22 protein-coding genes are annotated in these 24991 nt (G+C 65.6%); 6 read left to right on the top strand and 16 right to left on the bottom strand.

What is annotated here, in order from left to right; all coding sequences use genetic code 11:
- Positions 1–247: 247 nt before the first annotated feature.
- A complete protein-coding gene (locus RCAP_RS02615) occupies positions 248–460 on the bottom strand; it encodes a hypothetical protein (RefSeq protein ID WP_013066261.1) in 213 nt (70 codons plus the stop codon).
- A 166-nt stretch (positions 461–626) separates the two neighbouring features.
- Between RCAP_RS02615 and RCAP_RS02610 the strand changes: the two genes are divergently transcribed.
- Complete coding sequence (locus tag RCAP_RS02610; RefSeq protein ID WP_013066260.1) at positions 627–2072, top strand: tryptophanase; 1446 nt, start codon at positions 627–629, stop codon at positions 2070–2072.
- 39 nt (positions 2073–2111) lie between these two features.
- Here RCAP_RS02610 and RCAP_RS19490 read toward each other — a convergent pair whose 3' ends face one another.
- Entirely contained in the window at positions 2112–3149 is a 1038-nt protein-coding gene (locus tag RCAP_RS19490) for a hypothetical protein (protein WP_013066259.1), read from the bottom strand.
- 27 nt (positions 3150–3176) lie between these two features.
- Positions 3177–3647, bottom strand: a complete 471-nt coding sequence (greA, locus tag RCAP_RS02600; protein ID WP_013066258.1) for a transcription elongation factor GreA — start codon at positions 3645–3647, stop codon at positions 3177–3179.
- Between the two features lie 252 nt (positions 3648–3899).
- On the opposite strand from greA, the gene RCAP_RS02595 reads away from it, so the two are divergent.
- The 3 genes from RCAP_RS02595 (at position 3900) to RCAP_RS02585 (ending at position 8238) form a co-directional block, all read left to right on the top strand.
- On the top strand, positions 3900–5561 hold the full coding sequence (locus tag RCAP_RS02595; protein ID WP_013066257.1) for an electron transfer flavoprotein-ubiquinone oxidoreductase: 1662 nt from the start codon (positions 3900–3902) through the stop codon (positions 5559–5561).
- A 111-nt stretch (positions 5562–5672) separates the two neighbouring features.
- Positions 5673–7391 carry a tetratricopeptide repeat protein gene (locus tag RCAP_RS02590; RefSeq protein ID WP_013066256.1) on the top strand — a complete coding sequence of 573 codons (1719 nt, stop codon included), beginning with the start codon at positions 5673–5675 and terminating at the stop codon, positions 7389–7391.
- The gene (locus tag RCAP_RS02585) at positions 7378–8238 is read left to right on the top strand and encodes a 4-(cytidine 5'-diphospho)-2-C-methyl-D-erythritol kinase (RefSeq protein ID WP_013066255.1); all 861 of its coding nucleotides are present in this window, start codon (positions 7378–7380) and stop codon (positions 8236–8238) included. The genes RCAP_RS02590 and RCAP_RS02585 overlap by 14 nt, the downstream gene beginning before the upstream one ends.
- Here the strand turns inward: RCAP_RS02585 and RCAP_RS02580 are convergent.
- From RCAP_RS02580 to RCAP_RS02530, 12 genes are all read right to left on the bottom strand, one after another.
- On the bottom strand, positions 8231–8734 hold the full coding sequence (locus RCAP_RS02580) for a prepilin peptidase (protein ID WP_013066254.1): 504 nt from the start codon (positions 8732–8734) through the stop codon (positions 8231–8233). The two genes, RCAP_RS02585 and RCAP_RS02580, sit on opposite strands and share 8 nt — an antisense overlap.
- 1 nt (position 8735) lies before the next feature.
- Complete coding sequence (locus tag RCAP_RS02575; protein ID WP_013066253.1) at positions 8736–9596, bottom strand: tetratricopeptide repeat protein; 861 nt, start codon at positions 9594–9596, stop codon at positions 8736–8738.
- Positions 9597–9621: 25 nt separating this feature from the next.
- Complete coding sequence (locus RCAP_RS02570) at positions 9622–10185, bottom strand: tetratricopeptide repeat protein (RefSeq protein ID WP_013066252.1); 564 nt, start codon at positions 10183–10185, stop codon at positions 9622–9624.
- A gap of 10 nt (positions 10186–10195) precedes the next feature.
- Entirely contained in the window at positions 10196–11209 is a 1014-nt protein-coding gene (locus RCAP_RS02565; protein WP_013066251.1) for a type II secretion system F family protein, read from the bottom strand.
- Between the two features lie 10 nt (positions 11210–11219).
- Positions 11220–12188 carry a type II secretion system F family protein gene (locus tag RCAP_RS02560; RefSeq protein WP_013066250.1) on the bottom strand — a complete coding sequence of 323 codons (969 nt, stop codon included), beginning with the start codon at positions 12186–12188 and terminating at the stop codon, positions 11220–11222.
- Positions 12189–12203: 15 nt separating this feature from the next.
- A complete protein-coding gene (locus RCAP_RS02555) occupies positions 12204–13664 on the bottom strand; it encodes a CpaF family protein (RefSeq protein ID WP_013066249.1) in 1461 nt (486 codons plus the stop codon).
- A gap of 19 nt (positions 13665–13683) precedes the next feature.
- The gene (locus tag RCAP_RS02550) at positions 13684–14949 is read right to left on the bottom strand and encodes an AAA family ATPase (RefSeq protein ID WP_013066248.1); all 1266 of its coding nucleotides are present in this window, start codon (positions 14947–14949) and stop codon (positions 13684–13686) included.
- A gap of 232 nt (positions 14950–15181) precedes the next feature.
- Positions 15182–15853, bottom strand: a complete 672-nt coding sequence (locus RCAP_RS02545) for an OmpA family protein (protein WP_013066247.1) — start codon at positions 15851–15853, stop codon at positions 15182–15184.
- Positions 15854–15857: 4 nt separating this feature from the next.
- Positions 15858–17267: a type II and III secretion system protein family protein gene (locus RCAP_RS02540; RefSeq protein WP_013066246.1), complete on the bottom strand. Its 1410-nt coding sequence runs from the start codon at positions 17265–17267 to the stop codon at positions 15858–15860.
- Between the two features lie 174 nt (positions 17268–17441).
- Positions 17442–18317 (bottom strand): Flp pilus assembly protein CpaB, encoded by an 876-nt coding sequence (gene cpaB, locus RCAP_RS02535; protein ID WP_013066245.1) that lies wholly within the window; start codon positions 18315–18317, stop codon positions 17442–17444.
- A 104-nt stretch (positions 18318–18421) separates the two neighbouring features.
- Complete coding sequence (locus tag RCAP_RS19485; protein ID WP_023910918.1) at positions 18422–18589, bottom strand: hypothetical protein; 168 nt, start codon at positions 18587–18589, stop codon at positions 18422–18424.
- Between the two features lie 224 nt (positions 18590–18813).
- Positions 18814–19008, bottom strand: coding sequence for a hypothetical protein (locus RCAP_RS02530; protein WP_013066243.1), 195 nt, complete (start codon positions 19006–19008; stop codon positions 18814–18816).
- 418 nt (positions 19009–19426) lie between these two features.
- Here RCAP_RS02530 and RCAP_RS02525 point away from each other — a divergent pair, with 418 nt between their 5' ends.
- Both RCAP_RS02525 and RCAP_RS02520 read left to right on the top strand, forming a co-directional pair.
- Entirely contained in the window at positions 19427–20302 is an 876-nt protein-coding gene (locus RCAP_RS02525; protein WP_013066242.1) for a lytic transglycosylase domain-containing protein, read from the top strand.
- Between the two features lie 2 nt (positions 20303–20304).
- Positions 20305–21744 carry a UbiA family prenyltransferase gene (locus tag RCAP_RS02520; protein ID WP_013066241.1) on the top strand — a complete coding sequence of 480 codons (1440 nt, stop codon included), beginning with the start codon at positions 20305–20307 and terminating at the stop codon, positions 21742–21744.
- Between the two features lie 140 nt (positions 21745–21884).
- Here RCAP_RS02520 and RCAP_RS02515 read toward each other — a convergent pair whose 3' ends face one another.
- On the bottom strand, positions 21885–24938 hold the full coding sequence (locus RCAP_RS02515; protein ID WP_013066240.1) for a valine--tRNA ligase: 3054 nt from the start codon (positions 24936–24938) through the stop codon (positions 21885–21887).
- Between the last annotated feature and the right edge of the window lie 53 nt (positions 24939–24991).

Genomic DNA, 24991 nt, shown 5'->3' with positions numbered 1-24991 from the left:
TCGCAAAGGGGCGTATTTGCGCCAAGAAGAAACAGCGCAATCTTTTGTTAACCATGCCCTGCCAAGCTGGGCATGCGGTACAGGCTGGCGAGCCGATGACCGCCCAAGGAGAAGCCGCCCCGGCGCGGGGAATGACCTTCCTCAGAGGCTTGAGTGACCTCCGTCAGCCGGGGCGCACCCGCCCTTGCGATTGCCGTTTCTTCTTGGTCCAAATACGCCCTTGCCGACACCGGCCCCCGGCGCGCCCTCAGGCTTTGCGATCCTCGAGTTCCGCCTTGAACAGCCGCAGCCGCACGGTCAGGTTCTCGGGATGCGTCACCGAGTTGAAATGCTCGAAGAGGAAGCACAAGGCCTCGTCCGGGCTCAGCCCGGCTTCCGCGGCGAAGCGGTGCAGCATGCGGTAAGCGTCATTCGTCATCGAGACCGGAAAGCGGCGCGTCAGGCGCAGGCGTTTGGGCATGGGCGGGTCCTTCTTGCCCCCTCAGCCTAAGCCGAGGCCGCCCCGAAGGCCAGAGCCCGCGCCCCCCCGCCGTGATCTTGTGCCGCAGCCGCCGCGGATTGATCGCGGCCGCGCTCTGGCGCTCAATCGCCGCGGGAAACAGGGCCACCGGCCCGGGGAGGAAGAGATGGTCGTGAAATTCTTTGGCGGCGAGACCGTGCCGCTGGAAATGCACAAGGTGCGGGTGGTGCAAAAGCTCACCCTTGCGCCGATCGAGGAGCGGCTGAAAGCCATCGCCGCGGCGGGCAACAACACCTTCCTGCTGCAAAACCGCGATATCTTCATGGACATGCTGACCGACAGCGGCGTCAACGCGATGTCCGACCGGCAGATGGCGGCGATGATGGTCGCCGACGACAGCTATGCCGGATCCGCCACCTACGAGAAATTCGCGGCGAAGCTCGTCGAGCTTTTCGGGATGGACTTCATCCTGCCCACCCACCAGGGCCGCGCCTGCGAAAACATCCTGTCCCAGGTGCTGGTGAAGCCGGGCACGATCGTGCCGATGAACTACCATTTCACCACCACCAAGGCGCATATCGTTCTGAACGGCGGCACGGTCGAGGAAATCCCCCATGACCGCGGCCTCGAGGTCACCTCGACCCATCCGTTCAAGGGCGACATGGACATTGCCAAGCTCGAGGCGCTGGTGGCCACCCATGGCGCGCAGAAGATCGCCTTCGTGCGGATGGAGGCGGGGACGAACCTGATCGGCGGGCAGCCGATCTCGCTTGCCAACCTGCGCGAAATCCGCGCCGCCTGCGACAGGCACGGGATGATCTTCGTTCTGGATGCCTCGCTTCTGGCCGACAACCTGTGGTTCAACAAGACCCGCGAGGAAAGCTGCAAGGATCTGAGCATTGCCGAGATCACCCGGCAGATCGCCGATCTGTGCGACGTGATCTATTTCTCGGCGCGCAAACTGGGCTGTGCGCGGGGCGGCGCCATCTGCATCCGCTCCGAGGCGCTTTACCGCAAGATGCGGGTGCTGGTGCCGCTTTACGAGGGCTTTTTGACCTATGGCGGCATGTCGGTGCGCGAAATCGAGGCGCTGACCGTGGGGCTTGAAGAAACCATGGACGTGGACATGATTTCGCAAGGGCCGCTCTTCATCGATTACATGGTGCGCGAACTCGACAAGCGCGGCGTGCCCGTCATCACCCCGCCCGGGGGGCTGGGCTGCCATATCGACGTGATGCGCTTCCTGCCGCATATCCCGCAGGCGCAATATCCGGCCGGGGCGCTGGCCTCGGCGCTGTTCATCGCGTCGGGCATCCGCGGGATGGAGCGCGGCTCGCTGTCGGAACAGCGCAACCCCGACGGCACGGAGGTCTATTCCAACATGGAGCTGTTGCGCCTCGCGATGCCGCGGCGCGTCTTCACGCTGTCTCAGGTCAAATATGCCATCGACCGGATCGACTGGCTTTATCAGAACCGCGATCTGGTGGGCGGGCTGGTCTTTGTCGAGGAACCGGAAATCCTGCGCTTCTTCTACGGGCGGCTCGATCCGGTGGGCGACTGGCAGCAGAAACTGGCGGCGAAGTTCCGCGCCGATTTCGGCGACAGCCTGTAATCGCAGACGAAAACGGTCGGGGCCTGCGGGCCCCGATCGTCAGTCAAAGGTGCCGGTGACGCGGCCCAGCAGCATGAAGGCGCGGGCGGTGCGGGTTTCGGCCAGTTCCGCCACTTCCTCATCGCTGGCGTTCTGCTCGAATTCGGTGAAGGTGCGGTCGAACTGGCGCAGGAAATGATGCGCGGCATCGCGAAAGATCGTGTCCGCGCGCATCCGCCCCGAGGTCAGCGCCAGGGACGAGCGATCCCGCACCCCGCCCAGCGCGGCAATCTCGCGGCCGCGCTCGCCCTTGGCGAAGCGGCGCCAGAGTTCCGGCCGCGCCCGGTCGGGTTTCAGATCGTCCATGTAGATGCCGTCCTGCGCCAGCAGGTTCAGCACATCCTGCGCCGCGCGCAGCAATTTCGCCATCGTCCGGTCTTCCAGCGCCCGGCGCAGGGCGCGGAAGCCCTCCTTGTCCTCGGCATTGTCGGGGAACTGCATCGCGCGGATGAAATCCGCCACCGAGACCGGCGGCTTGAGATCCTCGGCGGGGGTGCCGAGCGCCAGCCGGGGCTGGTCATCGACCGGGGCCGCGGCTTTCGGCACCGCCAAAGCCGCCTTGCGGTCGGCCGGGGGCTGCGCCCCCCCATGGTCGCGCCGGGTCGAAAACGTCGCCAGCGCCGATTCCGCCTGCCGCGCCGCGATCGCCACCTCGTCGAGCTTCTTTTCCAGCGCCTGACCGCCGCGGATCTGGGCCTGGTTCAGCCAGGCCGAGCGCATCGCCTCCAGCGCGACCTTCAGCGCCTGCGCCTCGGCGCGCATCTCCTGCGCGGTGCGGGCGGTGACGGCGGCGATCCAGATCATCACCACCGGCAGCACGACGCCCACCACCGTCATCACCAGCGAGGCGGCATTCGGCCCCGCCGCCTCGCCCGCGGGCAGAAACAGCCAAACGGCGCCGACCAGCGCCAGCCAAAGCACCGTCAGCCCGCCCGCCACCCATTCGGTGCGACGCGACGGCACGTCCGGTTGCGGCACGGGCGACCATGGCACCGCACCGCTTTCGGGGGTCTTGCGCTCGGACTGGGGCTCGCCCATCTCGTCATCCTTGGTCGGGGGCCCGCTTTACAGGAAACGGACCGACAGGATTTCATAACTGCGCTGCCCGCCCGGGGTGCGGACCTCGACGCTGTCGCCTTCGTCCTTGCCGATCAGCGCGCGGGCCAGCGGCGACTTGATGTTCAGAAGACCGCGTTCCAGATCGGCCTCGTGTTCGCCGACGATCTGATAGGTGCGTTCTTCCTCGGTGTCCTCGTCGACCAGCGTCACCGTGGCCCCGAATTTGATCGAGCCCGACAGCTTCACCGTGTCGATCACCTCGGCGCGGCCCAGAATCGATTCGAGTTCCTTGATCCGGCCCTCGACGAAGCTCTGCTTTTCGCGGGCGGCGTGATACTCGGCGTTTTCGGACAGATCGCCATGTTCGCGGGCTTCGGCAATCGCCTTGATCACGGCGGGCCGTTCCACGGACTTCAGCGTTTTCAGTTCCTCGTCGAGCACGTCGTAGCCGGCGCGCGTCATCGGTATCTTTTCCATGGAGGTGCTTGACCTGTGCTGGCTGACAATTCTTCTTCTTAGCCCGGTGAGGTAAATCCGCCAAGCGGGTCCGGTGTCAAGGGTGGCGGGGCGTTTTCCGCCCACCGGGTGCCGCATCCGGGCGGGCGTGGCTTTTCTGCAGATGCGAAACATTGTTGCGTCGCGGCGCTGCGTAACAATTGCTTCATGTTCCCATTCGCGTTACCACGACGCCGGAACGCGCTGCTGCTGCCTGAACGAAGGAGCCCCCAGATGGCCGAGATCGAACGCGAGTCGATGGAATACGATGTGGTGATCGTGGGGGCCGGTCCGTCGGGGCTTTCTGCGGCGATCCGGCTCAAGCAGATCGACCCGGATCTGACCGTGGTCGTGCTGGAAAAGGGCTCGGAGGTCGGCGCGCATATCCTTTCGGGCGCGGTTCTGGACCCGCGCGGGCTGAACAAGCTGATCCCGGACTGGAAGGAAAAGGGCGCACCGATCAAGACGCCGGTCAAGGAAGACAATTTCTTCCTGCTCTCGGCCGCCGGGCAGACCCGCATCCCGAACTGGCCGATGCCGAAGCTGATGTCGAATCACGGCAATTACATCGTCTCGATGGCGAATGTCTGCCGCTGGCTGGCCGAACAGGCCGAGGCGCTGGGGGTGGAGATCTTCCCGGGCATGGCCTGCTCGGAACTGGTCTGGGACACGGATGCCGCGGGCAACACCCGCGTTGCCGGGGTCGTCGCCGGGGAAATGGGGCTGGCCGCCGATGGCACGCCCGGGCCGAATTACGAACCCGGGATGGAGCTGCGCGGCAAATATGTCTTCCTGGCCGAAGGGGTGCGCGGCTCGCTCTCCAAGCAGCTGATCGAGCGCTACAACCTCTCCGATGGCAAATGCCCGCAGAAATTCGGCATCGGCATGAAGGAAATCTGGGAGATCGACCCGAAGAAGCACCGCGAGGGCACCGTCAGCCACACGATGGGCTGGCCGCTTGACCACAATGCCGGTGGCGGGTCCTTCATCTATCACATCGAGAACAATCAGATTTACATCGGGCTGGTGGTGCATCTGAACTACCAGAACCCCTATCTCTACCCCTACATGGAATTCCAGCGCTTCAAGCATCACCCGATGGTGGCGCAGCTGCTGGAGGGCGGCAAGCGCGTGGCTTACGGCGCGCGGGCGATTTCCGAGGGTGGCTGGCAGTCGATCCCGAAACTGACCGTGCCGGGGGCGGCGCTTCTGGGCTGCTCGGCGGGGTTCGTGAACGTGCCGCGGATCAAGGGCAACCACAATGCGATGCTTTCGGGCATTGCCGCCGCCGAGGCCGCGGCGCGGGCGATCAAGGCCGGGCGCGAAGGCGACGAGCTGGTGGATTACGAGGCCGATGTCCGCTCGGGCGCGATCGCCAAGGATCTGATCCCGGTGCGCAACGTCAAGCCGATGTGGTCCTGGTGGGGGATCTGGGCCTCGATGTTCCTCGGCGGGCTCGACATGTGGACGAATTCGCTGCTGGGCTTTTCCTTCTTCGGCACGCTCAAGCACAAGAAGACCGACGCCGCCCATACCGGGCTGGCCAAGGATTTCGCGCCGATCGACTATCCGAAACCCGATGGCAAGATCAGCTTCGACCGGCTGACCAATGTCAGCTTCGCCTTTACCAACCACGAGGAAAGCCAGCCCTGCCACCTGCGGCTGAAGGATGCCGCGATCCCGCTGACGGTGAACCTGCGCGACTATGCCGAACCGGCGCAGCGCTACTGCCCGGCGGGCGTCTACGAGGTGCTGGGCGAGGGCGATCAGGCGAAGTTCCAGATCAACTTCCAGAACTGCGTCCATTGCAAGACCTGCGACATCAAGGACCCGTCGCAGAACATCACCTGGACCACGCCGCAGGGCGGCGACGGGCCGAACTATCCCAACATGTGAGTCTTGCGCGTCACATCGGCGTGTTGCGGGGGGGGCTTTCGCCTCCCCCGATTGCTTTGCACGGATTGGCCTCGCTACCTTTTGGGCCAGCCCGATCAAAAGGACCCATCCGTGCCCTTCCTTTCCCGACTTTCGCCTGCCCTCTGCCTTGCCGCCGCCCTTGGGCTTGGCCTGGCCCTGCCCGCGACCGCGGTCCGGTCCGAGGATGCGGGCGCCTATCTGGCCGCGCAGGCGGCGGCGACGGACAGCAATTACGCCGCGGCGGCGACCTATTATCAGCGCCTTCTGGCCGACGATCCCACCGATGAACGGGTGCAGGAAGGGCTTCTGGTCAGCCTTTTGTCGCTGGGCGACATGGCCGCGGCCCGCGATCTGGCGGCGCAGATGGTCACCGCCAAGCAGCCCTCGCAGGTGGCGGTGCTGGTGATGCTGGCCGAGGCGGCGCGCTCGGGCGATTTCGCCGCCGGGCAGGCGCTTTTGGACCGCGGCGGCGATGCCGGTCAGCTGGTGGGCGGGCTTTACAAGGCCTGGGCGCTGGCGGGGGCGGGCAAGATGTCCGAGGCGATGGACAGCTTCAAGGCGTTGGGCAAGATCGAGGGGCTCGAGGGCTTTGCCGCCTATCACCGCGCGCTGGCCGCGGCGCTGGTCGGCGATCACGAGGGCGCCGAGAAGATCTTTTCCGGCAAATATGCCGATTACTTCAACGGCACCCGGCGGGGCATTCTGGCCCATGCGCAGGTGCTCTCGCAGCTGGAGCGCGACAGTGATGCGGTGGCGCTGATCGATCGGGCCTATGGCGACACCGCCCCGCCCGAGATCGCCGCGATCCGCAAGCAGCTGGCGGCAGGCGAGACCCTGCCCTTCACCCGGATCGGCTCGGCCCGCGATGGCGTGGCCGAGGTGTTCCAGTCGGTCGCGCTGGCGCTGAGCGCGGATTCGCTGCCCGGTTTCGCGCTGATCCATGCCCGGCTGGCGCTGTGGCTGCGCCCCGACGACGTCGATGCCGCGCTGCTGATCGCCGACATCCTGGAATCGCAGGACCAATACGATCTGGCGATTGCCGCCTATGCCGAGATCGGCCCGGACAATCCCGCCTTTTATGCCGCCGAACTGGGGCGGGCACAGGCGATGGTCTCGGCCGGGCAATCCGATGCGGCGATCGGCGTGCTCGAAGCCCTTTCCCGCAGCCATCCCGACCTGCCCAATGCCTGGTCCTCGCTGGGCGACACGCTGCGCCGCGAGGAACGCTATGCCGAGGCCGCGACGGCCTATGACAAGGCGATCGCGCTGACCGGCACGCCGCGTCCGGCGGATTGGAGCCTGTGGTATTCGCGCGCCATCGCGCAGGAACGGTCAGGCCAGTGGGACAAGGCCGAAAAAGGCTTCCGCGAGGCGCTGAAACTCTCGCCCGATCAGCCGATGGTGCTGAATTATCTGGGCTATTCCTATGTGGAGAAGCGGCAGAACCTGAAAGAGGCGCTCGAGATGATCGAAAAGGCCGTCGCCGGGCGACCCGATGACGGCTATGTCACCGACAGTCTGGGCTGGGCCTATTACCGGCTGGGCCGCTATGACGAAGCGGTGGTGCAGATGGAAAAGGCGGTCGAGCTGACCCCCGCCGATCCGCTGCTGAACGACCATCTGGGCGATGTCTACTGGGCCGTCGGACGCCAGCGCGAGGCGGAATTCCAGTGGCATCGGGCGCTCAATCTGGGGCCCTCGCCCGATCTTGACCCCAACCGCGTCCGCCGCAAGCTTGAAGTCGGGCTGGATGCCGTGCTGAAGGAGGAAGGTGCCGCGCCGCTGCACCCGGACCATGCGCAGAATTGACGTTTTCGCCCCGGCCAAGGTCAACCTGGCCTTGCATGTCACCGGCCAGCGCGCCGATGGCTATCATCTGCTTGACAGTCTTGTCGCCTTTTCGCCGGTGGGCGACGGGCTGACACTGGCCCCGGCCGAGGGGCTGGGGCTGAAGGTCAGCGGCCCCGAAGGCGCCGCCGTGCCCGAGGGCCCGGAAAATCTGGTGCTGAAGGCGGCGGCGCTGTTTGGCGTGGGCGCGGCGGTGGTGCTGGAAAAATGCCTGCCCGCGGCCTCGGGGATCGGCGGCGGCTCTTCGGATGCGGCGGCGGCCTTGCGCGGCATGGCGGCGCTGACCGGCCAGCCCCTGCCCGAGGCGGGCGCGGTGCTGAACCTGGGCGCCGATGTGCCGATGTGTCTGGACCCGCGGCCCGCCCGCACCCGCGGCATCGGCGACGATCTGACCCCGGTCACCCTGCCCACCCTGCCCGCGGTTCTGGTCAATCCGCGCGTCGAAGTGCCCACGCCCTCGGTTTTCAAGGCGCTGCGCCGCAAGGACAATCCGCCCCTGCCCGAGATCCCGGCCTTTGCGGATGCGGGCGCCTGCATCGCCTGGCTGGCGGAGCAGCGCAATGACCTGCAGGCCCCGGCCGTGGCGCAGGCCCCGGTGATCGCCGAGGTGCTGGCGGTGCTCGCCGCCCTGCCCGGCTGCCAACTGGCACGGATGTCGGGATCGGGGGCGACCTGTTTCGGCCTTTTCGGCACCGAGGCCGAGGCCGCGGCGGCACAGGCGGCCCTTGCGGCAAGCCATCCGGGCTGGTGGAGCGCGCATGGCGCGCTGGGCGATCAGGCGCAGAAAGCCGCGCCGCAGCTCAGGTGAGCGCGGCGATCAGCCCGAGATAGCCCAGAAGCGCCCCCACCAGCACCAGGCCGAAGGGAAACTTCCGGTGCCCCCAGCTGGCCCAGTCGGGCGTCGCCGCCCGCACGGCGGGAATGGCGCGGGCGATGCGGTGGGCGACGAAGGCGAGGATCAGGCAGGCCTGCAGCAGCACCAGCGCCAGCATCACCCGGCCCGGATCGGCGGAAAAGAACGGTGCGCTCGCGGCGGCGAATTTCACGTCGCCCATGCCGACGCCCAGCGCGATGTTCAGCACCAGGCCGATGACCAGCACCACCGGCAGATGCAGCCAGCGCCAGGCCCAGACCTCAGGCGGCAGCACCAGCCCCCCCACGACGGCAAAGACCGCGATCAACGAAAGCACCGCGGCATTGCGGATCTTCATGTATTTCAGGTCGGTATAGCTGACCCAGGCGCAGATCGGCAGCACCGCGACAAAGAGCGCCAAGGCCGATTGCGACACGCTCAGTCCCAGCATCTCAGCCCCGCTTGCCGCCGGCATCCAGCGCTTCAAGCGCCCGCGCCGCTTCCTCGAAATAGACCGGCGAGGTGTCGACCGCATCCTGCAAGAGCCCCTTGCCGATCGTCACGTCGCCCTGTTTGATCGCCGACAGCGCCGCCGTGTAAAGCAGCTTCGCCCGTTCGGTCTGGGTCATGTCGACCACCGGCAGATCGTATTTGTGCTGCGCCGCCCGCGCCATCACCAGATTGTTCTTGGTGGTGAACGAGGTGGAATCATAGCTCAGCGCCTCGGAGAACAGCGCCTCGGCGCCCTTGGCATCGCCCCGCGTCAGCTTGGAAAAGCCCCAGTTGTTCAGCACCCCCGAGGGCCGCGTCGTCAGCCCCGAGGCGGTTTCATAAAAACTGTCGGCCTTTTTCCAGTTCTTCTCGCTGTCGGCCACCATCGCCTCCAGCTTGTAGCGCTCAAAGGTCTCGTGCGTCGGCGGGATCGTGTTCAGCGTCGCCTTGGCCGCGTCCCATTTGCCCGCCCGGATCTGCGCATCGGCCAGCGCCACCTTGTCATCATTGCCGCCTTCGGGCATGGCGATGACCCGGGTCCAGACGCCGATCGCGGCTTCCGCCTGACCGGCCCGCACCAGCGACTTGCCAAGGCCGCGCTGCAGATCGATCCGTTCGGGATGTTCGTTCGTCGCGCGGGTGAAATAGCTGACCGCCTCGCGCGGGTCGCCCACCGTCAGCATGATGTCCGACAGGTTCGTCGCATCGACCGCATTGACCGAGTCGAGCGCCTGATCCACCCCGTCCTTGTCGCGGCCCATGCAGCCCGCAAGGACAAGAGAACAGCCCGCAAGGACCACAAGGATGATCGGGTGGCGCATGTTGCTGCGTCCTTTTGCTCGTGCCTCACTGCTCGGTCAGCAGAAGGTATTCCCCAACCCCCCGCCGCACCAGCTTGAACGGTCTGTCCGTCGGCGGATCATAGGCGGGTTTCTCTTTCTTTGCGAGGGCCAGCCGCAGGTTTTGCCGGATCGCGTCGGATTCGCCACTGTCCAGCCCATAGGCGATCTGGAACACCCGCGCCGCCTCGGCGGCCTTGCCCTGTTCCATCAGCACGACGCCCAGATTGTTCCAGGCGGGCACGAAGCGTTCGTCCTTTTCGGTGGCCCGGCGCAGGATCTGTTCCGCCTGCCCCAGACGGCCCAGCTTCAGATCGGCCGAACCGATCGCAGAGAGCACGTCGACCGTCGCCCCCTTGTCGGCCGCGGCGCGGTAATAGGCCTTCAGCGCCAGTTCATATTCGCCCGCCGCCATCAGCCGGTGGCCGACGATCAGCCCGTCTATCCCCTCGCCCTCGGCCGCGCCCGGGGCAAAGGGGCTCGCCTTCGAGGCACCAAGGCCGCCCGGCATGCAGGCGGCCAGCAGGCACAGCGACAGCGCGGCAAGGGGCGCAAAACGGGTCAGGCGCATGGATCACATCTTAATGGCGGGCGCCGATCGCGGCGAAGTTCTCCATCATATCATGGACCGAGGGGCCGACAAGGATGATGAGCAGCGGCGGCACGGTGAACATCATGGTGCCCAGCGTCATCTTGGTCGGGATCTTGTTCGCCGCTTCCTCGGCGCGCATGATCCGCTTGTCGCGCATGTCGGCCGCGTAAAGCCGCAAGGCCTCGGCGATCGAGGTGCCGAATTGCTGGCTCTGGATCATCACGGTGACGAAGGAGGCGACATCGGACACGCCCGAGCGTTCGGCAAAGGCGCGCAGCACCGTGGGCTTGTCCAGACCGGCCTTGATCTCGTGGGCGACCGTGGCGAATTCCTCGGCCAGCGCGGGATAGGAGGAGGAGAGTTCCTTCGACACCCGGATGATGCCCTGATCCAGCGACTGCCCGGCCTCGACGCAGACCAGAAGCATGTCGAGCGCATCGGGAAAGCCGTCCTGGATTTCCTGCGTGCGGGCGGCGACGCGCTGGTTCACCCAGCGCCGCGGCGCGTAATAGCCACCGATCCCCGGGCCAAGGATCGCGGCGATGGCATTGGTGGATTCCAGCGGAACCTCATGCCCGGCATTGTAGAACAGCACGTAAAGCACGCCGAGGCCCAGCAGCGAAATCGCCAGGGCGAATTGCACGGCGTGAAAATGGCGCACCACATGCGGGCCGCGATAGCCCGCCTTGTGCAGCCACTTGCGGCTTTCCGACATTTCTTCCTTGCTTTGCGGCTCCAGAAAGCCCGCGAATTTCTGCAGCTTGTCGGGGCCCGCGGTGTTGCGCAGCTTTTGCGCCTTTTTCGACGTCGCCTGCGCCGCCCCGACGGTTCCGCTGCCCGGCGCCAGGCTTTTGCGCAGCTTGTCGAGCGGGTCTTCGCGTCTCGACACCAGCGCGGGCAGCGCCGCCAGCACCAGAACGGCGCCAAGCGCGGCCAGCGCGATGACCGGGCCCATCGGACCCAGCCAGGCAGTCAGCATGTCGGTGATCGCTTGCAGGGACATCCGGACCTCCTCAGACCTTGATCGTCGTCATGATCTTCATGAACAGCACATTCGCCCCCAAAAGCGCGAAGACGATCAGCGCCGCCGGAACGAAGGAGGGCGAGTCCTTGACATTGTCATAATAGGTCGGCGCCACCACCTGGATCACCACCAGCACGGCGACCGGAAAGGCCGACAGGAAGACGCCGGACCATTTCGGCTCGGCGGTGATGGCACGGACCCGGCGGAACAGCCGAAAGCGCGAGCGGATCACTTTGGCCAGACCTTCGAGCACCTCGGCCAGGTTGCCGCCCGAGGTCTGCTGGATCGAGACGGCAACGGCGAGGAAGCGCAGATCCTGCATGTCGAGCCGCTCGGCCAGATCGCGCAGGCTGTCGACGACGTTGCGGCCATAGGCGGCCTCGTCGGCGATGATGCCGAATTCGGTGCCCAAGGGATCGGGGATTTCCTTCGCCACCGCCTGAATCGCCGAGGCAAGCGGATGGCCGACGCGCAGGCTGCGCACCATCAGCTCGACCGCGTCGGGCAGCTGATCCTCGGCCAGTTTGAGCCGCTTGCCCGCCTTGCCATTGACCCAGAAATAGACCCCGCCGACGCCCATCCCCACCGCCAGCACCGCCCGCACCGGGGTCGAGGCCTGGGTGCCCAGCGTCAGGCCCAGAAAGGCGATGAAGCTGACCAGCACCATCACGCCGATCAGCGCCATCGGGGAAAAGGCGATATTGGCCTTTTGCGCCTTGGAGGCGAGCAGCGAATAGAACGGAATGCCCTGCGCCTTCGAATGCTGCGTCGCCTCCTTGCGGAGCTGTTCCAGCACCTGTTCGCGCCGCTGCCCCTTGTCGAGCATTTCCAGACGGCGGTTCACCCGGTTGTTGAGCGAGATCGACTTGCCGAAGACGAGCAGATAGATGCCCTCGACGATCAGAAGCACGGCGACGAAGATCAGGCCATAGATGATCGGCGTGGCGGAAATGATCATGGGCTTGGCTCTCCGTCAGTCCTGAACCGGTTCGTAGATCGAGGCGGGCAGGTCGTAGCCCCATTGCCGGAAGCGGTCCGAATAATGGCTGCGCACGCCGGTCGCGGTGAAGCGGCCGATGATCTTGCCATCGGGCGCAAGGCCCAGCCGCTCGTAGCGGAAGATTTCCTGCATCGAGATCACGTCGCCCTCCATCCCGGTGATCTCGGTGATCGAGACCATCCGGCGGGAGCCGTCCTGCAGACGCGAGGCCTGCACGATCAGGTTGACGGCGCTGGCGATCTGGCTGCGCACCGCTTTCAGCGGCATTTCAATCCCCGCCATGGCAACCATGTTTTCCAGACGCGAGATGCCGTCGCGGGCGTTGTTGGCGTGGATCGTCGTCATCGAGCCGTCGTGGCCGGTGTTCATCGCCTGCAGCATGTCGATGACCTCTTCGCCGCGGGTTTCGCCGACGATGATCCGGTCCGGGCGCATCCGCAGCGCGTTGCGCAAGCAGTCGCGCTGCGTCACCGCGCCCTTGCCCTCGACGTTCGGCGGGCGGCTTTCCATCCGGCCGACATGGGTCTGTTGCAGCTGAAGTTCGGCCGTGTCCTCGATCGTCAGGATGCGTTCGGAATTGTCGATGAAGGACGACAGCGCATTCAGCGTCGTCGTTTTCCCCGAGCCCGTCCCCCCGGACACGATCACATTCAGCCGCGTCGCCACCGCCGCCTGCAGATAGGCCGCCATTTCCTCGGTAAAGGCGCCGAAGCGGACCAGATCGTCGATCGCCAGCTTGTCCTTCTTGAATTTCCGGATCGAGACGAGCGAGCCATCCACCGCGACCGGGGGCACCATCGCGTTGAAACGCGAGCCATCGGCCAGACGGGCGTAGACATAGGGGTTGCTTTCATCGACACGCCGCCCCACCGCGGACACGATCTTGTCGATGATCCGCAACAGGTGCTTTTCATCCTTGAAGGTCACGTCCGACAGCTGCAGCTTGCCGAAGCGTTCGACAAAAATCTGATTGGGCCCGTTCACCAGGATGTCGGAAACCGTCTCGTCCTTCAGAAGCGGTTCCAGCGGGCCAAGGCCCATCACCTCGTCGTAAAGTTCCTGATGCAGGCTTTGCCGTTCGACGGCGTTCAGCACCACCGACATCTCGGTCATCGCCTCGCCCGAGATCGCGGCGATCTCGGCTTTCAGCTCGGCTTCCGAGGCATGTTCCAACGCGGCCAGGTTCAGGTTTTCCAAAAGGCGCTTGTGCAGCTCGACCTTGAGCTCGCCCATCCGTTCCTTGCGCTTGCGATCCTTGTCCGCGGCGGCGGCCTGCGCCGTCACCGGCGCCCCGGGCATCACGCGGCGCTGCACGCCGGGTTTCGGCGTCTCGGGCGTGGCCGCGATCGGCACCTGCGGCACCGGGGCCGCGGCGGCGGGCCGGGCCGCCCCGGGGGGCGCGACAGCGGCGGATTTCTTGTAACGCGAGAACATGACGGTCTCCGGGCTCCGCTCAGGCCGTGGCGGCTTCGGCGGCGCGGTTCAGGTCGGCGATGGACTGGGCCAGCTTCTGGATTTCCTTGCGCAGGGGCGCCTTGGCCGCCGAGAGCGCCAGCGGCAGGCCGTGGTCATTCGCCTGGGTGACGATCCGGCCGCAGTCCGACAGCAGCAGTTCGATGCCGATATCCAGGCTTTCGGCCAGCCGCTTCACCCGCGACTTGCCCGACAGATCGGTGAATTTCGGTGCCCGGTTCAGCACGAAGCGCAGCTTTTCGACCGGCAGGTTTTCCGCCTTCAGCGCCCGGATCATCCGCAAGGTGTTCTGCGCCGAACGCATGTCGAGCTCGATCAGCGCGAAATACAGATGCGCCTGGCTCAGCACGGTTTCCGTCCAGCTGACGACGGTGGTCGGCATGTCGATGACCACGAAATCGAAATTCGACCGCGCCATCTCGATGATGCGGGAAATATCCTCGGCGGTGACGATGTCGAGCGGCAGCATCTCTGACGGCGCGGTCAGCACATGCAGCCGGTCGTTGAAGGTCAAAAGCGCCTGATTGAAGCTTTCGGCATCCAGATGCGCGGTGTCCTGCAACATCTCGAACACCAGATCGCGGCGCGGCAGGTCCAGATAGGTCGAGGCGGTGCCGAATTGCAGGTCGAAATCGAGCAGGCAGACCCGCGGCGGCGGCACCGGCGCCTTTTTCGAGGTCTCGGGCGTGGCCAGTTCCCAGGCCAGGTTGACGGCAAAGGTCGTCGCCCCCACCCCGCCCGAGAGGCCATGCACCGGCAGCACCACCCCGTCGCGCCCGCCCGAGGCCTTGAAGGCGGGCGGAGCCGCGGCGGCGGCGGGCAGTTCGGGCGGCAGATCGGATTGGCCGAGCCGCTCGATCGCCTCGTGCAGGGCGCCTTCGGGCAGCGGATAGGGCACGAAATCGTCGGCGCCCAGACGCAGCAGCTGATGCAGGGCGATCGGGCTGACCTCCTCGGCGATCAGGATGACGCGGATGCCCTTTTCCTTGGCGGTGCCGATGATGCCGGAAATCCGCGCCAGATTGTTCTCGTCTTCGTTGTCCACCGCGATGGCGATGAATTCGAGCAGTTCGGAATCGGGCTGATTGAGGAAGACCGCCGCATCTTCGAAGGTCAGGTCGCCCCAGCTTTCGCCCAGCTCGGCCTCCATGTCCTCGATCAGCAGGTCGAAATTCGAGACGTCCCGGGAGACCGTGCAGGCCACGATCGGCGCCGGTTCCGGAGAAAGACTTGCTGCTGCACTCATTGCCTCGGTCCTTTGTTACGCATTTCGCAACCTGACCGGGGAAATCTGCGCCCGGCACAGCCACGAAAGGGGCACGACTCGGGGGACGCGCCATTTCCTGCCTGCCAAGGGTCGCGGCCAATCTGGGCAACATTTGGGCCGGATTGTTCCAATTGTGGGGTATTTGGCGACGATCCGGCAAACAGGCGGGCCTTGTTGCCAAAGCCCGCCCGGAACGAGGATCTGACGGGTCTTACTGGGCGGCGCTGGCGCCACCGCCGCCGCCGCCGTTGGACTGGCCGGTGGAGAGCGTGACGATGCTGACCGGCATGGCCGAGGTCACATATTCGCGGAACACCAGTTCCGCATATTGGCCGTTCAAATATTGCGGGGCGCGCTTGACCAGCCCCGAAACCTCGGTGACGGTGCGGCGGTTCTGCGCATTCGGGCCGGGATCATAGACCAGCGGCTGCGTCTTGCCATAGGACACGACCGCTTCCAGCCGGGACCGGGAAATCCCCTGCCCGGTCAGGAAGGCAACGACGGCCCGGGCGCGGCGCAGGCCCAGCGCCTTGTTGTAGGCATCCGAGCCGACAAGATCGGTGTGACCATAGACGCGGAATTTCACCTCGGGGAATTGCTTGATCCAGTTCGCCTGCTGCGCCAGCGCCGCCTGCGCCGTGCCGTCCAGCCGATCCGAGTTGAAGGCGAAATTGACCGTATTGGGCACATCCTGGGCGAATTTGCGCGTCAGGCTGACGGCGAAATCGCGCTGCCCGGTCATCATCAGGGTGTTGTTCATCGTGGCATTGCCAAAGCCGCCGGTTTCATACTGGCTGCCCACTTCGGCACCGCTGCATCCGGCCAGCGCCAGCGCGCCCGCGACGATCACCCAATAGCGCATGCCCTGGCCCCCAAGCTGCATTCCCTCACTCCATCACATAGCCGTAGGAGCCGGAAAAATCCTGCCGGGCCACTTCGCCCGCGGCGCCGCCCTCGGTCTTGCCGCGCAGGAACAGCTCGGATTCGCTGGGCAGCCTGATGCGGTCGGTCGGCAGCGCCAGCGCCTCGCCATGCGTCGGCGTGACCAGATGCGGCGTGATGATGATGACAAGTTCGGATTGCTTGCGCTCGAACGCGGTCGAGCGGAACAGAGAACCCAGCACCGGCACATCGCCCAGCCACGGGATCTGCGTGTTCAGATCGTTGAAATCGTCCTGCAGCAGCCCGGCGATGGCAAAGCTTTCGCCGTCGCGCATCTCGACCGTGGTCGAGGTCTCGCGGCGCTTGAAGGCGTTCACCGTCGTGCCGTTGTTCGTCATCGTCACCGACGTGTCGATGGCCGAGACCGCGGCGGCGATTTCCAGGTTGATCAGATCGCCGTCGACGACGCGGGGGATGAACGACATCTCGACGCCGAAGGGCTTGTATTCGATGGTGATCCCGTCGTCGTCGACCACCGGGATCGGATATTCGCCGCCCGCCAGGAACTTGGCCTGCTGCCCCGAAAGCGCGGTCAGGTTCGGTTCGGCCAGGGTGCGGACCATCCCCTTGCTTTCCAGCGCCTCCAGCAGCACGCCGAATTCCATGTTGCCGACGGTGAAGCCAAGGCCCAGCGCGCCCTGGGTAGAGGCCGAAATCGGCATCGTGCCCTTGTCGAAGGCATTGCCCACCGCATCGGTCGCGGTGAAGTTGCCGGTGCCGGTGATCACCCCGGTCTGGGCATTGCCGCCGCCCACCGTGCCGCGCATCGCCAGCGACGAGGCGAGGTTCTTCGACACCGAGCGCTGCATCTCGGCGAAGCGGACCTTCAGCATCACCTGCTGCGTGCCGCCGACATTCATCAGGTTCGACACCCGCTCGCCCGCATAGCGCCGCGCCAGATCCAGCGCGCGATCGAGTTTCGCCGAGGAGGACACGGTGCCCGACAGCACGATGCCGTCATTGGCGGTGCGGACCTCGATATTCTCGCCGGGCAGGATCTGTTTCAGCCGTTCCTTGAACTCGGCGATGTCGGGGGTGACCTGCACTTCGACATTCGACAACAGCGTGCCATCGGCCCCGAGGATCGTCATCGTCGTGCGGCCGGGCACCTTGCCCAGAACGTAGATCGTCTTGTCGGAAAGCGTGGTGACATCGGCGATGCCGGGATTGGCGATCGACAGCTCCGAGAACGGCTGGTCGCTTTCCACCACCACGGCGCGGTTCATCGGCACCGCCAGCGGCGTGCTGCCCGTCCCCGAAACGATGCGCAGCGTCTCCGCGGCAACCGGCAGGGTCACAGCCGTCGCAAGCGCGGCGCCCAGCGCGCAAGCCCCGAAGAAACTCTTCATTTTCATGGTGATCCTGCCTCTCCGATCACGCTGCTACCCCCGGATCTGTCGCCCGGTATTCGGTGATTTTCACCCATATGGCGCAGACAATGCCCGAGTGTCGATTTTTTTGCAAGAATCAACCGGTTCCGCGGATCTTTTCTGCGTCGCAGGCGATGCGCCGGGCCGGAGCGGCGGCGTTCAGTTCTTGCAGGGGATCGGCGTTTCGATCACCTCGGTGCCCTTGCGGGTCTTGACGGTGCAGACCCGCGCCGCCTCGACCTTGACGGCCTCCTGCACCTGAATGCCCAGAAGCTTGTTGCGGTCGATCTCGATCGCGCCCGGATCGGCGGTGTTCTGCATCCCCACCAGCGACAGCGTCAGCTCTCCGGTGCCCTGCGCCAGCGTCAGCGAGGCCACCTGTTCGGGCGTCACCTCGGCGGTCACCGTCTTGGCAAGCTGGGTTTCCTCGGCGCGGTCGGCATCGGCGCTCTGGTCGATGGCGATCAGCCGCAGGTTGGTGTCGATCAGCTTCGTCACCCGTTCGCCGTTCACCTCGCCCGACCAGTAGACATCGACCCGGTCGCCCGGCCGCAGGAAGCCCGAAACCCCGGTGGTGGCGTCGACCGAAATGGTGAAGGCGCGCATGTTCGGCGACAGGCTGGCCGTGATCCCGGCGTCGACGCCGGGGGCGGTGATCTTGTTGGCCAGGATCGCCTCGTAGGCGTCATAGGCGCGCAAGGCCGCGCGCGGACGGGTCTCGCCGCCGGGGAAGACCGAGGCGGCCTGCGCCTCCTCGGGGGCGCCCTGGGGCGTCGCGACACTGTGGAAGATGCCCGCGGGCAGGTGGCCGACCTGCATCTTGATCACGCCCAGATCGGCGGCGGTGAAGCGTTCGCCATAGGCCAGCGGGCGGCGCAGCACCACCACATCGACCAGTTGCGGCGCATTGCGCTGCTCGGCCACAAGCCTGTCCCGCTCGACCTGGAACTGCGAGATCTGCTGCTGCGCCATGTAGACCGCAAGACCGGCGAGGGCGACACCCAGCACCAGGACAAGAGCGACAATCATACGCATCCGCGCACCCCTCTTCTTTCCAGACCGAAGGCTCGGCCCAATATCTCACACCATCGCCCCCGGCTGCGGGCCGCCGCCAAGCCGAAGGCCCGCCCGCCCGGGCCTCAGAAGGTGCTTTTCACCGACTGGGTGCCCAGAAATTCACCGACATTGCGGGCGATGCTGCCGGAGTTGGTCCACACGACCCCGCCCGCGACCATGCCCAGCGACACCACGGCCGCCGTCAACACCACCCAGTCGACGGTGATGGCGCCTTCGTCGTCATGGACCATGAGATTCCGGAGGGTCGACAAAAATCTCTCTCGCATTTCGGTGCTCTCTTCTGCAATGGGCGATCCCGATCCACCCTAGCGGCGCAAGGCGGCACAATTTGGGCAGATCGACGCATTTTTTCCGGCGAACGGCGCCCGCAGCAAAGGACCGGCCGGATCAACCGGCACCGGATCCGAACAAGCCAGGGGCCGCCCGGCCCCCGAAATCGATCCCGCAAGATCGATCAGAACGTGCTCTTGACTTCGGCGGAGTCGAGATAGGTGCCGATTTCCTTGGTGAGGCCTTCGGTCTTTTCGCGCACCAGCAGCAGCGCGGCAGCGCCGAGGCCGACGACGGCAGCGGTCAGCACGACCCAGTCAACGGTCACGGCGCCATCTTCTTCGGTGCGGATCTTGCGGGCGAATTTGAAGAACTTCATGGGGTCTCTCCTTGGGTTCGGGTTGCTCCGCGCTGCTGCCGGGCTTCGTTGCATCCAGCCTCGCGGTATGGGGTCTTTCTGGCGGTGAATCGTGACCTGAATGGGGCGGAAGCGGTATATCTTCGCGGCAAGGCCGAAACCGCGCCGAAGTAAATGCAATCTTAACCATTTTCGCGCCAGCGCGCGCCCGCCTCGCCCAAGGAGATTCGGGGGAAAGGGCGGGGCAAAGGCCGCGGCGCAGCTGCCCCGGGGCCGCGCAGACAAGCCTTCGTGCAACAGGTCGGGGCGAATCCGGCGCCGATCTTGCGGGGAAATCGCGTTGGTCTTGGTTTTTCGCCCGGTTTCGGGAATAGTGACCGCAACCGGCCTTCGCCGGACAAAAGGTCCAAAACCGGATCACCAGAGCAGGATCGCGCACATGCGCCGGATAATCGTCGTCAGTCTCGCCCTGAGCGCGACCGTTTCGGTCGTGCCCGCCCTTGCCGAAATCGGCCCGAAATCGCCGACCGTGCATCATTTCCAACCCCGTCGCGTGCTGCCGCCCAAGGCCGGGCAGACGCGGTTCCTGACGATCCAGATCAACCCCGAGGAACAGGCGGCCGCCCTTGCCGCCCAGGCGGCCAAACCCTTCGCACCGCTGACCGCGACGCCGCCGCCCGCCTCCGGCGCGGGGACGGGGGTGGGCCGGACGGCGGATGGCGGCGCGGCCTCTTATGCCTGGTTCTGGAACGTCGTCTCGCCCGCGCTGGCCGACCGGGCGGGGCGGTTCCAGCAGGCGATCGACGCGCTGACCATGGGGCCGGGCGGGCAGGCGGTGCGGGCACCGCGGCTGGCCAGCCTGCAGGCGATCGCGCAGACGCATGGCCGCGACATCCTGGCCGCGACGATCGGCACCGAGGTCTCGCCCGCGCTGGTGCTGGCGGTGATCTCCACGGAATCGGGCGGACAGGCCGATGCGGTCTCGCATTCGGGCGCGGTCGGGTTGATGCAGCTGATCCCCGCGACGGCGACGCGCTTTGCCGTGTCCGACAGCCGCGATCCGGGCCAGAACATCAAGGGCGGCGTCGCCTATCTGAACTGGCTGATGAAGGAATTCGACCGCGATCCGCTGATGGTGATCGCCGCTTACAATGCCGGGGAAAACGCGGTGAAGGGAAATGGCGGCGTGCCGCCCTATGCCGAGACGCGCGATTACGTGCCCAAGGTGCTGGCGGCCTGGCAGGTGGCGCGGGGCCTCTGTCTCAGCCCGCCCGAACTGGTCACGGACGGCTGCGTCTTTGCCTCGAAGGGATGACGATGAGCCATGACAAACCGCTGGTGCTGGATGTCGACGGCACCTTTCTGCGCACGGATCTGCTGCTGGAAAGCTTCTGGGCCGGTCTGGGCCGGATGCCGCTGCGCACGCTGCGGATCGCGGCGACCACCTTTCGCGACCGCGCCCGGCTGAAGGCGGAACTGGCCGCGCTGGGGCCCTTGCGCACCGATCTGATGCCCGTCGCCCCCGCCGTGGCCGAGGTGGTGATCGGCGCGCTGAACGAGGGCCGCGAGGTCTGTCTGGCCTCGGCCTCGGATCAGCGGCTGGTGGCGCAGCTGGCGGCCGATCACGGGCTGTCCGAGCGGATCTTCGCCTCGGACGGGCGGCTCAATCTGAAGGGCGCCGCCAAGGCCGGGGCGCTGGTGCGGGTCTTCGGGCCGCGCGGCTTCGTCTATGCGGGCAACGAGGCCACCGACATGGCGGTCTGGGAACATGCGGAAACCGCGGTGGTGGTGGGCCGGGTGCCCGAGACCGCCGCCCTGCCCGCGCGCGGCATCGGCGTGGTGACCCTGCCCGGCGGCTGGAGCGCGGCGGCGCTGCTCAAGGCGCTGCGGCCGCATCAATGGGTGAAGAACCTGCTGCTGCTGTTGCCGATGATCGCGGCGCATCGTTTCGACACCGTGACGCTGCTGCCGATCCTGCTCGGGATGGTGGCGTTTTCGCTGGCCGCCTCGGCGATCTACATCGTCAACGACCTGCTCGACCTCGAGGCCGACCGGCTGCATCCGGTGAAATGCCGCCGCCCCTTCGCCTGCGGCGCGGTGCCGATCCGGGTGGGGATGATCGCCTGCGCCGGGCTGGTGCTGGCGGCGCTGGCCCTTGCGGCGGCGCTGAACGCGGGCTTCCTCGGCATCCTTTTGCTCTACATGGCGATGTCGCTTGCCTATTCGCTGCGGCTCAAACGGATGCGCTGGGTCGACATCACCACGCTGGCGGCGCTTTACACGCTGCGCGTCGTCGCCGGGGCCGCGGCGGGGATGGTCGATGTCTCGATCTACATGCTGGTCTTCCTGTTTCCGATCTTCCTCAGCCTTGGCTGCGTGAAACGGCTGACCGAACTGACGCTTGCCCCCGACACCGACCCGCTGCCCGGCCGCGGCTACGGCCGCCCGGACCGGGGCGATCTGCTCAATGTGGCAGGGATCGGCGTCGTCGGCGCGCTGGTGGTCTTTTTCCTTTACTCGATCTCGGATCAGGGGCGGATGCTTTACCCCGACACCTGGCTTTTGTGGCTGGCGATGCTGCCGATGGGCGGCTGGCTGGTGCGCATGGTGGCGCTGGGCTGGTTCGGCAAGCAGGATTACGACCCGATCGTCTTTGCGCTGCGCGACAAGTTCGGCTTGGGCATCCTGATGATGACGCTGAGCCTGATGTTCTGGGCGGCGGGCCTTTGGGCGCAATGGTTCGGGATGGGCGGCTGATCCGGCGGCGGCGGCGGGGGTTTCACACCCCCCGACCCCCTTGGGATATTTCCGGCAAGATAAAGGGAGGCTTCCGGGCCTTTATCTTGCCGAAAATATCCCGGGGGGAGCCGACAAGCGCGGGAGCCCCCCTTCTTCCTTTATCCGAGTTCGGCCAGACGCTTCAGCGCCGCGCCGATCTTCGCCGCCTCTTCCGCGCGCGCGGCGAGGTTTTCGCGGGCTTCCTCGATCACCTCTTCGGCGGCATTGGCGACGAATTTCGGGTTCGCAAACCGCGCCTTCAGCCCCGCCGCTTCCTTTTCGACCTTGGCCAACGCCTTTTCGAGCCGGGCCTTTTCGGCCGCCACATCGATCACCCCTTCGAGCGGCAGACCGAACAGGGCCCCCGCCGCCGGGATCGAGATCGAGCCCTTGGCGACCGTGCCTTCGGTGATCGCTTCAAGCCGGGCCATGCGCAGAATGAGCGCCTCGTTCCGGGCCAGCGCCGCGCGGGCCTGGGGCTCGGCCTCGGCCAGCACCATCGGCAGTTTCAGCGCCACGGGAACGCCCATCTGCGCACGCGAGGACCGGATTTCCTCGATCAGCGCGATCACCCAGTTCATTTCCCGATCCGCCTCGGCGTCGATCAGCTCGGCGCCGTAGGTCGGCCAATCGGCATGGACCAGCATCTTCGCGCGGGTGCCGGTCAGGCCCCACAGCTCTTCGGTGATGAAGGGCATGATCGGATGCAGCAGGATGTAGCACTGATCCAGCACCCAGCGCATCGTTTCCCGGGTTTCCGCCGCATGCTCGCCGTCGAAGAGCGGTTTCGAGAATTCCACATACCAGTCGCAGACCTTGCCCCAGACAAAGCCGTAAAGCGCATTCGCGGCGTCGTTGAAACGGTAGCTCTCAAACGCCGCATCGACCTCGGCCCGGACCTTGGCGGTTTCGCCGATGATCCAGCGGTTCACGGTCTGGCTGGGCTGCGGGATGCCCGCGACCTCGGCCTCGAAAACGCCGTTCATTTCGGCAAAGCGGGTGGCGTTCCACAGCTTCGTGCCGAAATTGCGATAGCCCGCAATGCGGTCTTTCGAAAGCTTCAGCACCCCGCCGATGGCGGCCATCGAGGCATTGGTGAAGCGCAAAGCATCAGCGCCGAATTCGTCGATGATCTCCAGCGGGTCGATGACGTTGCCCGCCGTCTTCGACATCTTCTTGCCCTTCTCGTCGCGGACGAGCTGATGCAGGTAGACGGTGTGGAACGGAATTTCCCCGGTCACGGCGAGTTGCATCATCATCATCCGGGCGACCCAGAAGAACAGGATGTCAAAGCCCGTCACCAGAACATCGGTGGGGAAATACTTGCGCATTTCCGGGGTCGCCTCGGGCCAGCCAAGGGTGCCGATCGGCCAGAGGCCTGAGGAGAACCAAGTGTCGAGCACATCGGGGTCGCGAGCAAGATCGACGCTCGCAAGCGAAACTCTCTCCACATTGCCGCCACCAACTGCAACGGGATTCGGCATTTTGCGCTTGCCGTCAGCGGGAGGCAGTTTGTCGAACTTTGAAAAACGGACTTCGACGTTCTTCCCGTAAAACGCTTTTGCCGCCTCGATGACTTCAGCTTCGCTTGCAGCACAAAACGTCTTCATGGGGTTGTTGGTGAGAGCATCTATTCCATGCTCCTCAAATGACATCCCCTCGATAAGGCCTGGCCCATACCACACCGGGATCTGGTGCCCCCACCACAGCTGGCGCGAGATGCACCAGGGCTCGATGTTCTCCAGCCAGTGGTAATAGGTCTTCTCACCCGCCTCGGGCATGATCCTGGTCTTGCCGGTCCGCACGGCCTCCAGCGCCGGGCCGACGACCTTTTCGGCGTCGACATACCATTGGTCGGTCAGCATCGGCTCGATCACGACTTTCGACCGGTCGCCAAAGGGCTGCATGATCGGCTTCGATTCCACATAGGGGATCAGATCGGGCTGGCCTTCCTCGCCCGCCTTCGGGTTGGCGATCATCACCGCCAGACCCTCGGCGTTGATTTCCTCGACCACGATCTTGCGGGCCTCGTAACGATCCAGACCACGCAGATTGTCGGGGATCAGGTTCAGCGTGTCGACCTCGGCCTCGGTGAAGGGGGCGCCCTTGGAAATCTCCATCGCCCGGATCGCGCAGGTTTCGTAATCGGCCCCATCGGCCCGCATCTTCGCGCGGCTGTCCATCAGCCGATAGAGCGGCAGGCCCGCCCGCTTGGCCACCTGATAGTCGTTGAAATCATGCGCGCCGGTGATCTTCACCGCGCCCGAGCCGAAGGTCGGATCGGGATATTCGTCGGTGATGATCGGGATCAGACGCCGGTGTTCCTTGGGCCCGACCGGAATTTCGCAAAGCTTGCCGACGATGGCCGCATAGCGTTCGTCACTGGGATGCACCGCCACCGCGCCATCGCCCAGCATGGTTTCGGGGCGCGTCGTGGCGATGGAAATGTAATCGCGCGTCTCGCGCAGGGTCACATTCCCCTCGGCGTCCTTTTCCACATATTCGTAGGTGGCGCCATTCGCGAGCGGGTATTTGAAGTGCCACATGTGCCCGGCCACTTCGATATTCTCGACCTCCAGATCGGAAATCGCGGTCTCGAAATGGGGGTCCCAGTTCACCAGCCGCTTGCCGCGATAGATCAGGCCCTTGTTGTAAAGATCGACAAAGACCTTGATCACCGCGTCATGGAAATTGCCCTCCTCGCCCGCAGGCGCATTCGGCGCCCCCGACATGGTGAAGGCGTTGCGGTCCCAGTCGCAGGAAGACCCCAGCCGTTTCAGCTGGTTGATGATGGTCGAGCCGTATTTGCCCTTCCACTCCCAGACCTTTTTCAGGAATTCGTCGCGCCCCAGTTCCGCGCGCGAGGGTTGCTGGGTCTTGGCCAGTTCCTTTTCCACCATCAGCTGGGTGGCGATGCCCGCATGGTCCTGCCCCGGCTGCCAGAGCGTGTCGAAACCGCGCATCCGGTGCCAGCGGATCAGGATATCCTGCACCGTGTTGTTGAAGGCATGGCCGACGTGCAGCGCCCCGGTGACATTCGGCGGCGGGATCATGATGCAGAAGGTCTCGGGGCGCGAGGCATTGGCCCCGGCCTTGAAGGCACCCGCCGCTTCCCATTTCGCATAAAGCCGCGGCTCGGCTTCGCGCGCGTCGAAGGTCTTTTCCATGCTCATCGGTTCTGTCCTTTCAGGGCTTGAGGCTGTTTAGCGCGCAGCCCCTGCAAGGA

It is taken from the genome of Rhodobacter capsulatus SB 1003 (genome assembly GCF_000021865.1).
GTDB lineage: Bacteria > Pseudomonadota > Alphaproteobacteria > Rhodobacterales > Rhodobacteraceae > Rhodobacter > Rhodobacter capsulatus_B.
This window is presented reverse-complemented; position numbering and strand designations above follow the sequence as displayed.

Bases quoted from the DNA above. Each gene is read 5' to 3' on its own strand.
- RCAP_RS02555 (WP_013066249.1), bottom strand. From the start codon at position 13,664: ATGTTCTCGCGTTACAAGAAATCCGCCGCTGTCGCGCCCCCCGGGGCG.
- RCAP_RS02560 (WP_013066250.1), bottom strand. From the start codon at position 12,188: ATGATCATTTCCGCCACGCCGATCATCTATGGCCTGATCTTCGTCGCC.
- RCAP_RS02610 (WP_013066260.1), top strand. From the start codon at position 627: ATGGTCGTGAAATTCTTTGGCGGCGAGACCGTGCCGCTGGAAATGCAC.
- RCAP_RS02550 (WP_013066248.1), bottom strand. From the start codon at position 14,949: ATGAGTGCAGCAGCAAGTCTTTCTCCGGAACCGGCGCCGATCGTGGCC.
- RCAP_RS02530 (WP_013066243.1), bottom strand. From the start codon at position 19,008: ATGAAGTTCTTCAAATTCGCCCGCAAGATCCGCACCGAAGAAGATGGC.
- RCAP_RS19490 (WP_013066259.1), bottom strand. From the start codon at position 3,149: ATGGGCGAGCCCCAGTCCGAGCGCAAGACCCCCGAAAGCGGTGCGGTG.
- RCAP_RS02580 (WP_013066254.1), bottom strand. From the start codon at position 8,734: ATGCTGGGACTGAGCGTGTCGCAATCGGCCTTGGCGCTCTTTGTCGCG.
- RCAP_RS02520 (WP_013066241.1), top strand. From the start codon at position 20,305: ATGAGCCATGACAAACCGCTGGTGCTGGATGTCGACGGCACCTTTCTG.
- RCAP_RS02575 (WP_013066253.1), bottom strand. From the start codon at position 9,596: ATGCGCCACCCGATCATCCTTGTGGTCCTTGCGGGCTGTTCTCTTGTC.
- RCAP_RS02540 (WP_013066246.1), bottom strand. From the start codon at position 17,267: ATGAAAATGAAGAGTTTCTTCGGGGCTTGCGCGCTGGGCGCCGCGCTT.
- RCAP_RS02545 (WP_013066247.1), bottom strand. From the start codon at position 15,853: ATGCAGCTTGGGGGCCAGGGCATGCGCTATTGGGTGATCGTCGCGGGC.
- RCAP_RS02585 (WP_013066255.1), top strand. From the start codon at position 7,378: ATGCGCAGAATTGACGTTTTCGCCCCGGCCAAGGTCAACCTGGCCTTG.
- cpaB (WP_013066245.1), bottom strand. From the start codon at position 18,317: ATGCGTATGATTGTCGCTCTTGTCCTGGTGCTGGGTGTCGCCCTCGCC.
- RCAP_RS02615 (WP_013066261.1), bottom strand. From the start codon at position 460: ATGCCCAAACGCCTGCGCCTGACGCGCCGCTTTCCGGTCTCGATGACG.
- greA (WP_013066258.1), bottom strand. From the start codon at position 3,647: ATGGAAAAGATACCGATGACGCGCGCCGGCTACGACGTGCTCGACGAG.
- RCAP_RS02570 (WP_013066252.1), bottom strand. From the start codon at position 10,185: ATGCGCCTGACCCGTTTTGCGCCCCTTGCCGCGCTGTCGCTGTGCCTG.
- RCAP_RS02595 (WP_013066257.1), top strand. From the start codon at position 3,900: ATGGCCGAGATCGAACGCGAGTCGATGGAATACGATGTGGTGATCGTG.
- RCAP_RS02515 (WP_013066240.1), bottom strand. From the start codon at position 24,938: ATGAGCATGGAAAAGACCTTCGACGCGCGCGAAGCCGAGCCGCGGCTT.
- RCAP_RS02565 (WP_013066251.1), bottom strand. From the start codon at position 11,209: ATGTCCCTGCAAGCGATCACCGACATGCTGACTGCCTGGCTGGGTCCG.
- RCAP_RS02525 (WP_013066242.1), top strand. From the start codon at position 19,427: ATGCGCCGGATAATCGTCGTCAGTCTCGCCCTGAGCGCGACCGTTTCG.
- RCAP_RS19485 (WP_023910918.1), bottom strand. From the start codon at position 18,589: ATGGTCCATGACGACGAAGGCGCCATCACCGTCGACTGGGTGGTGTTG.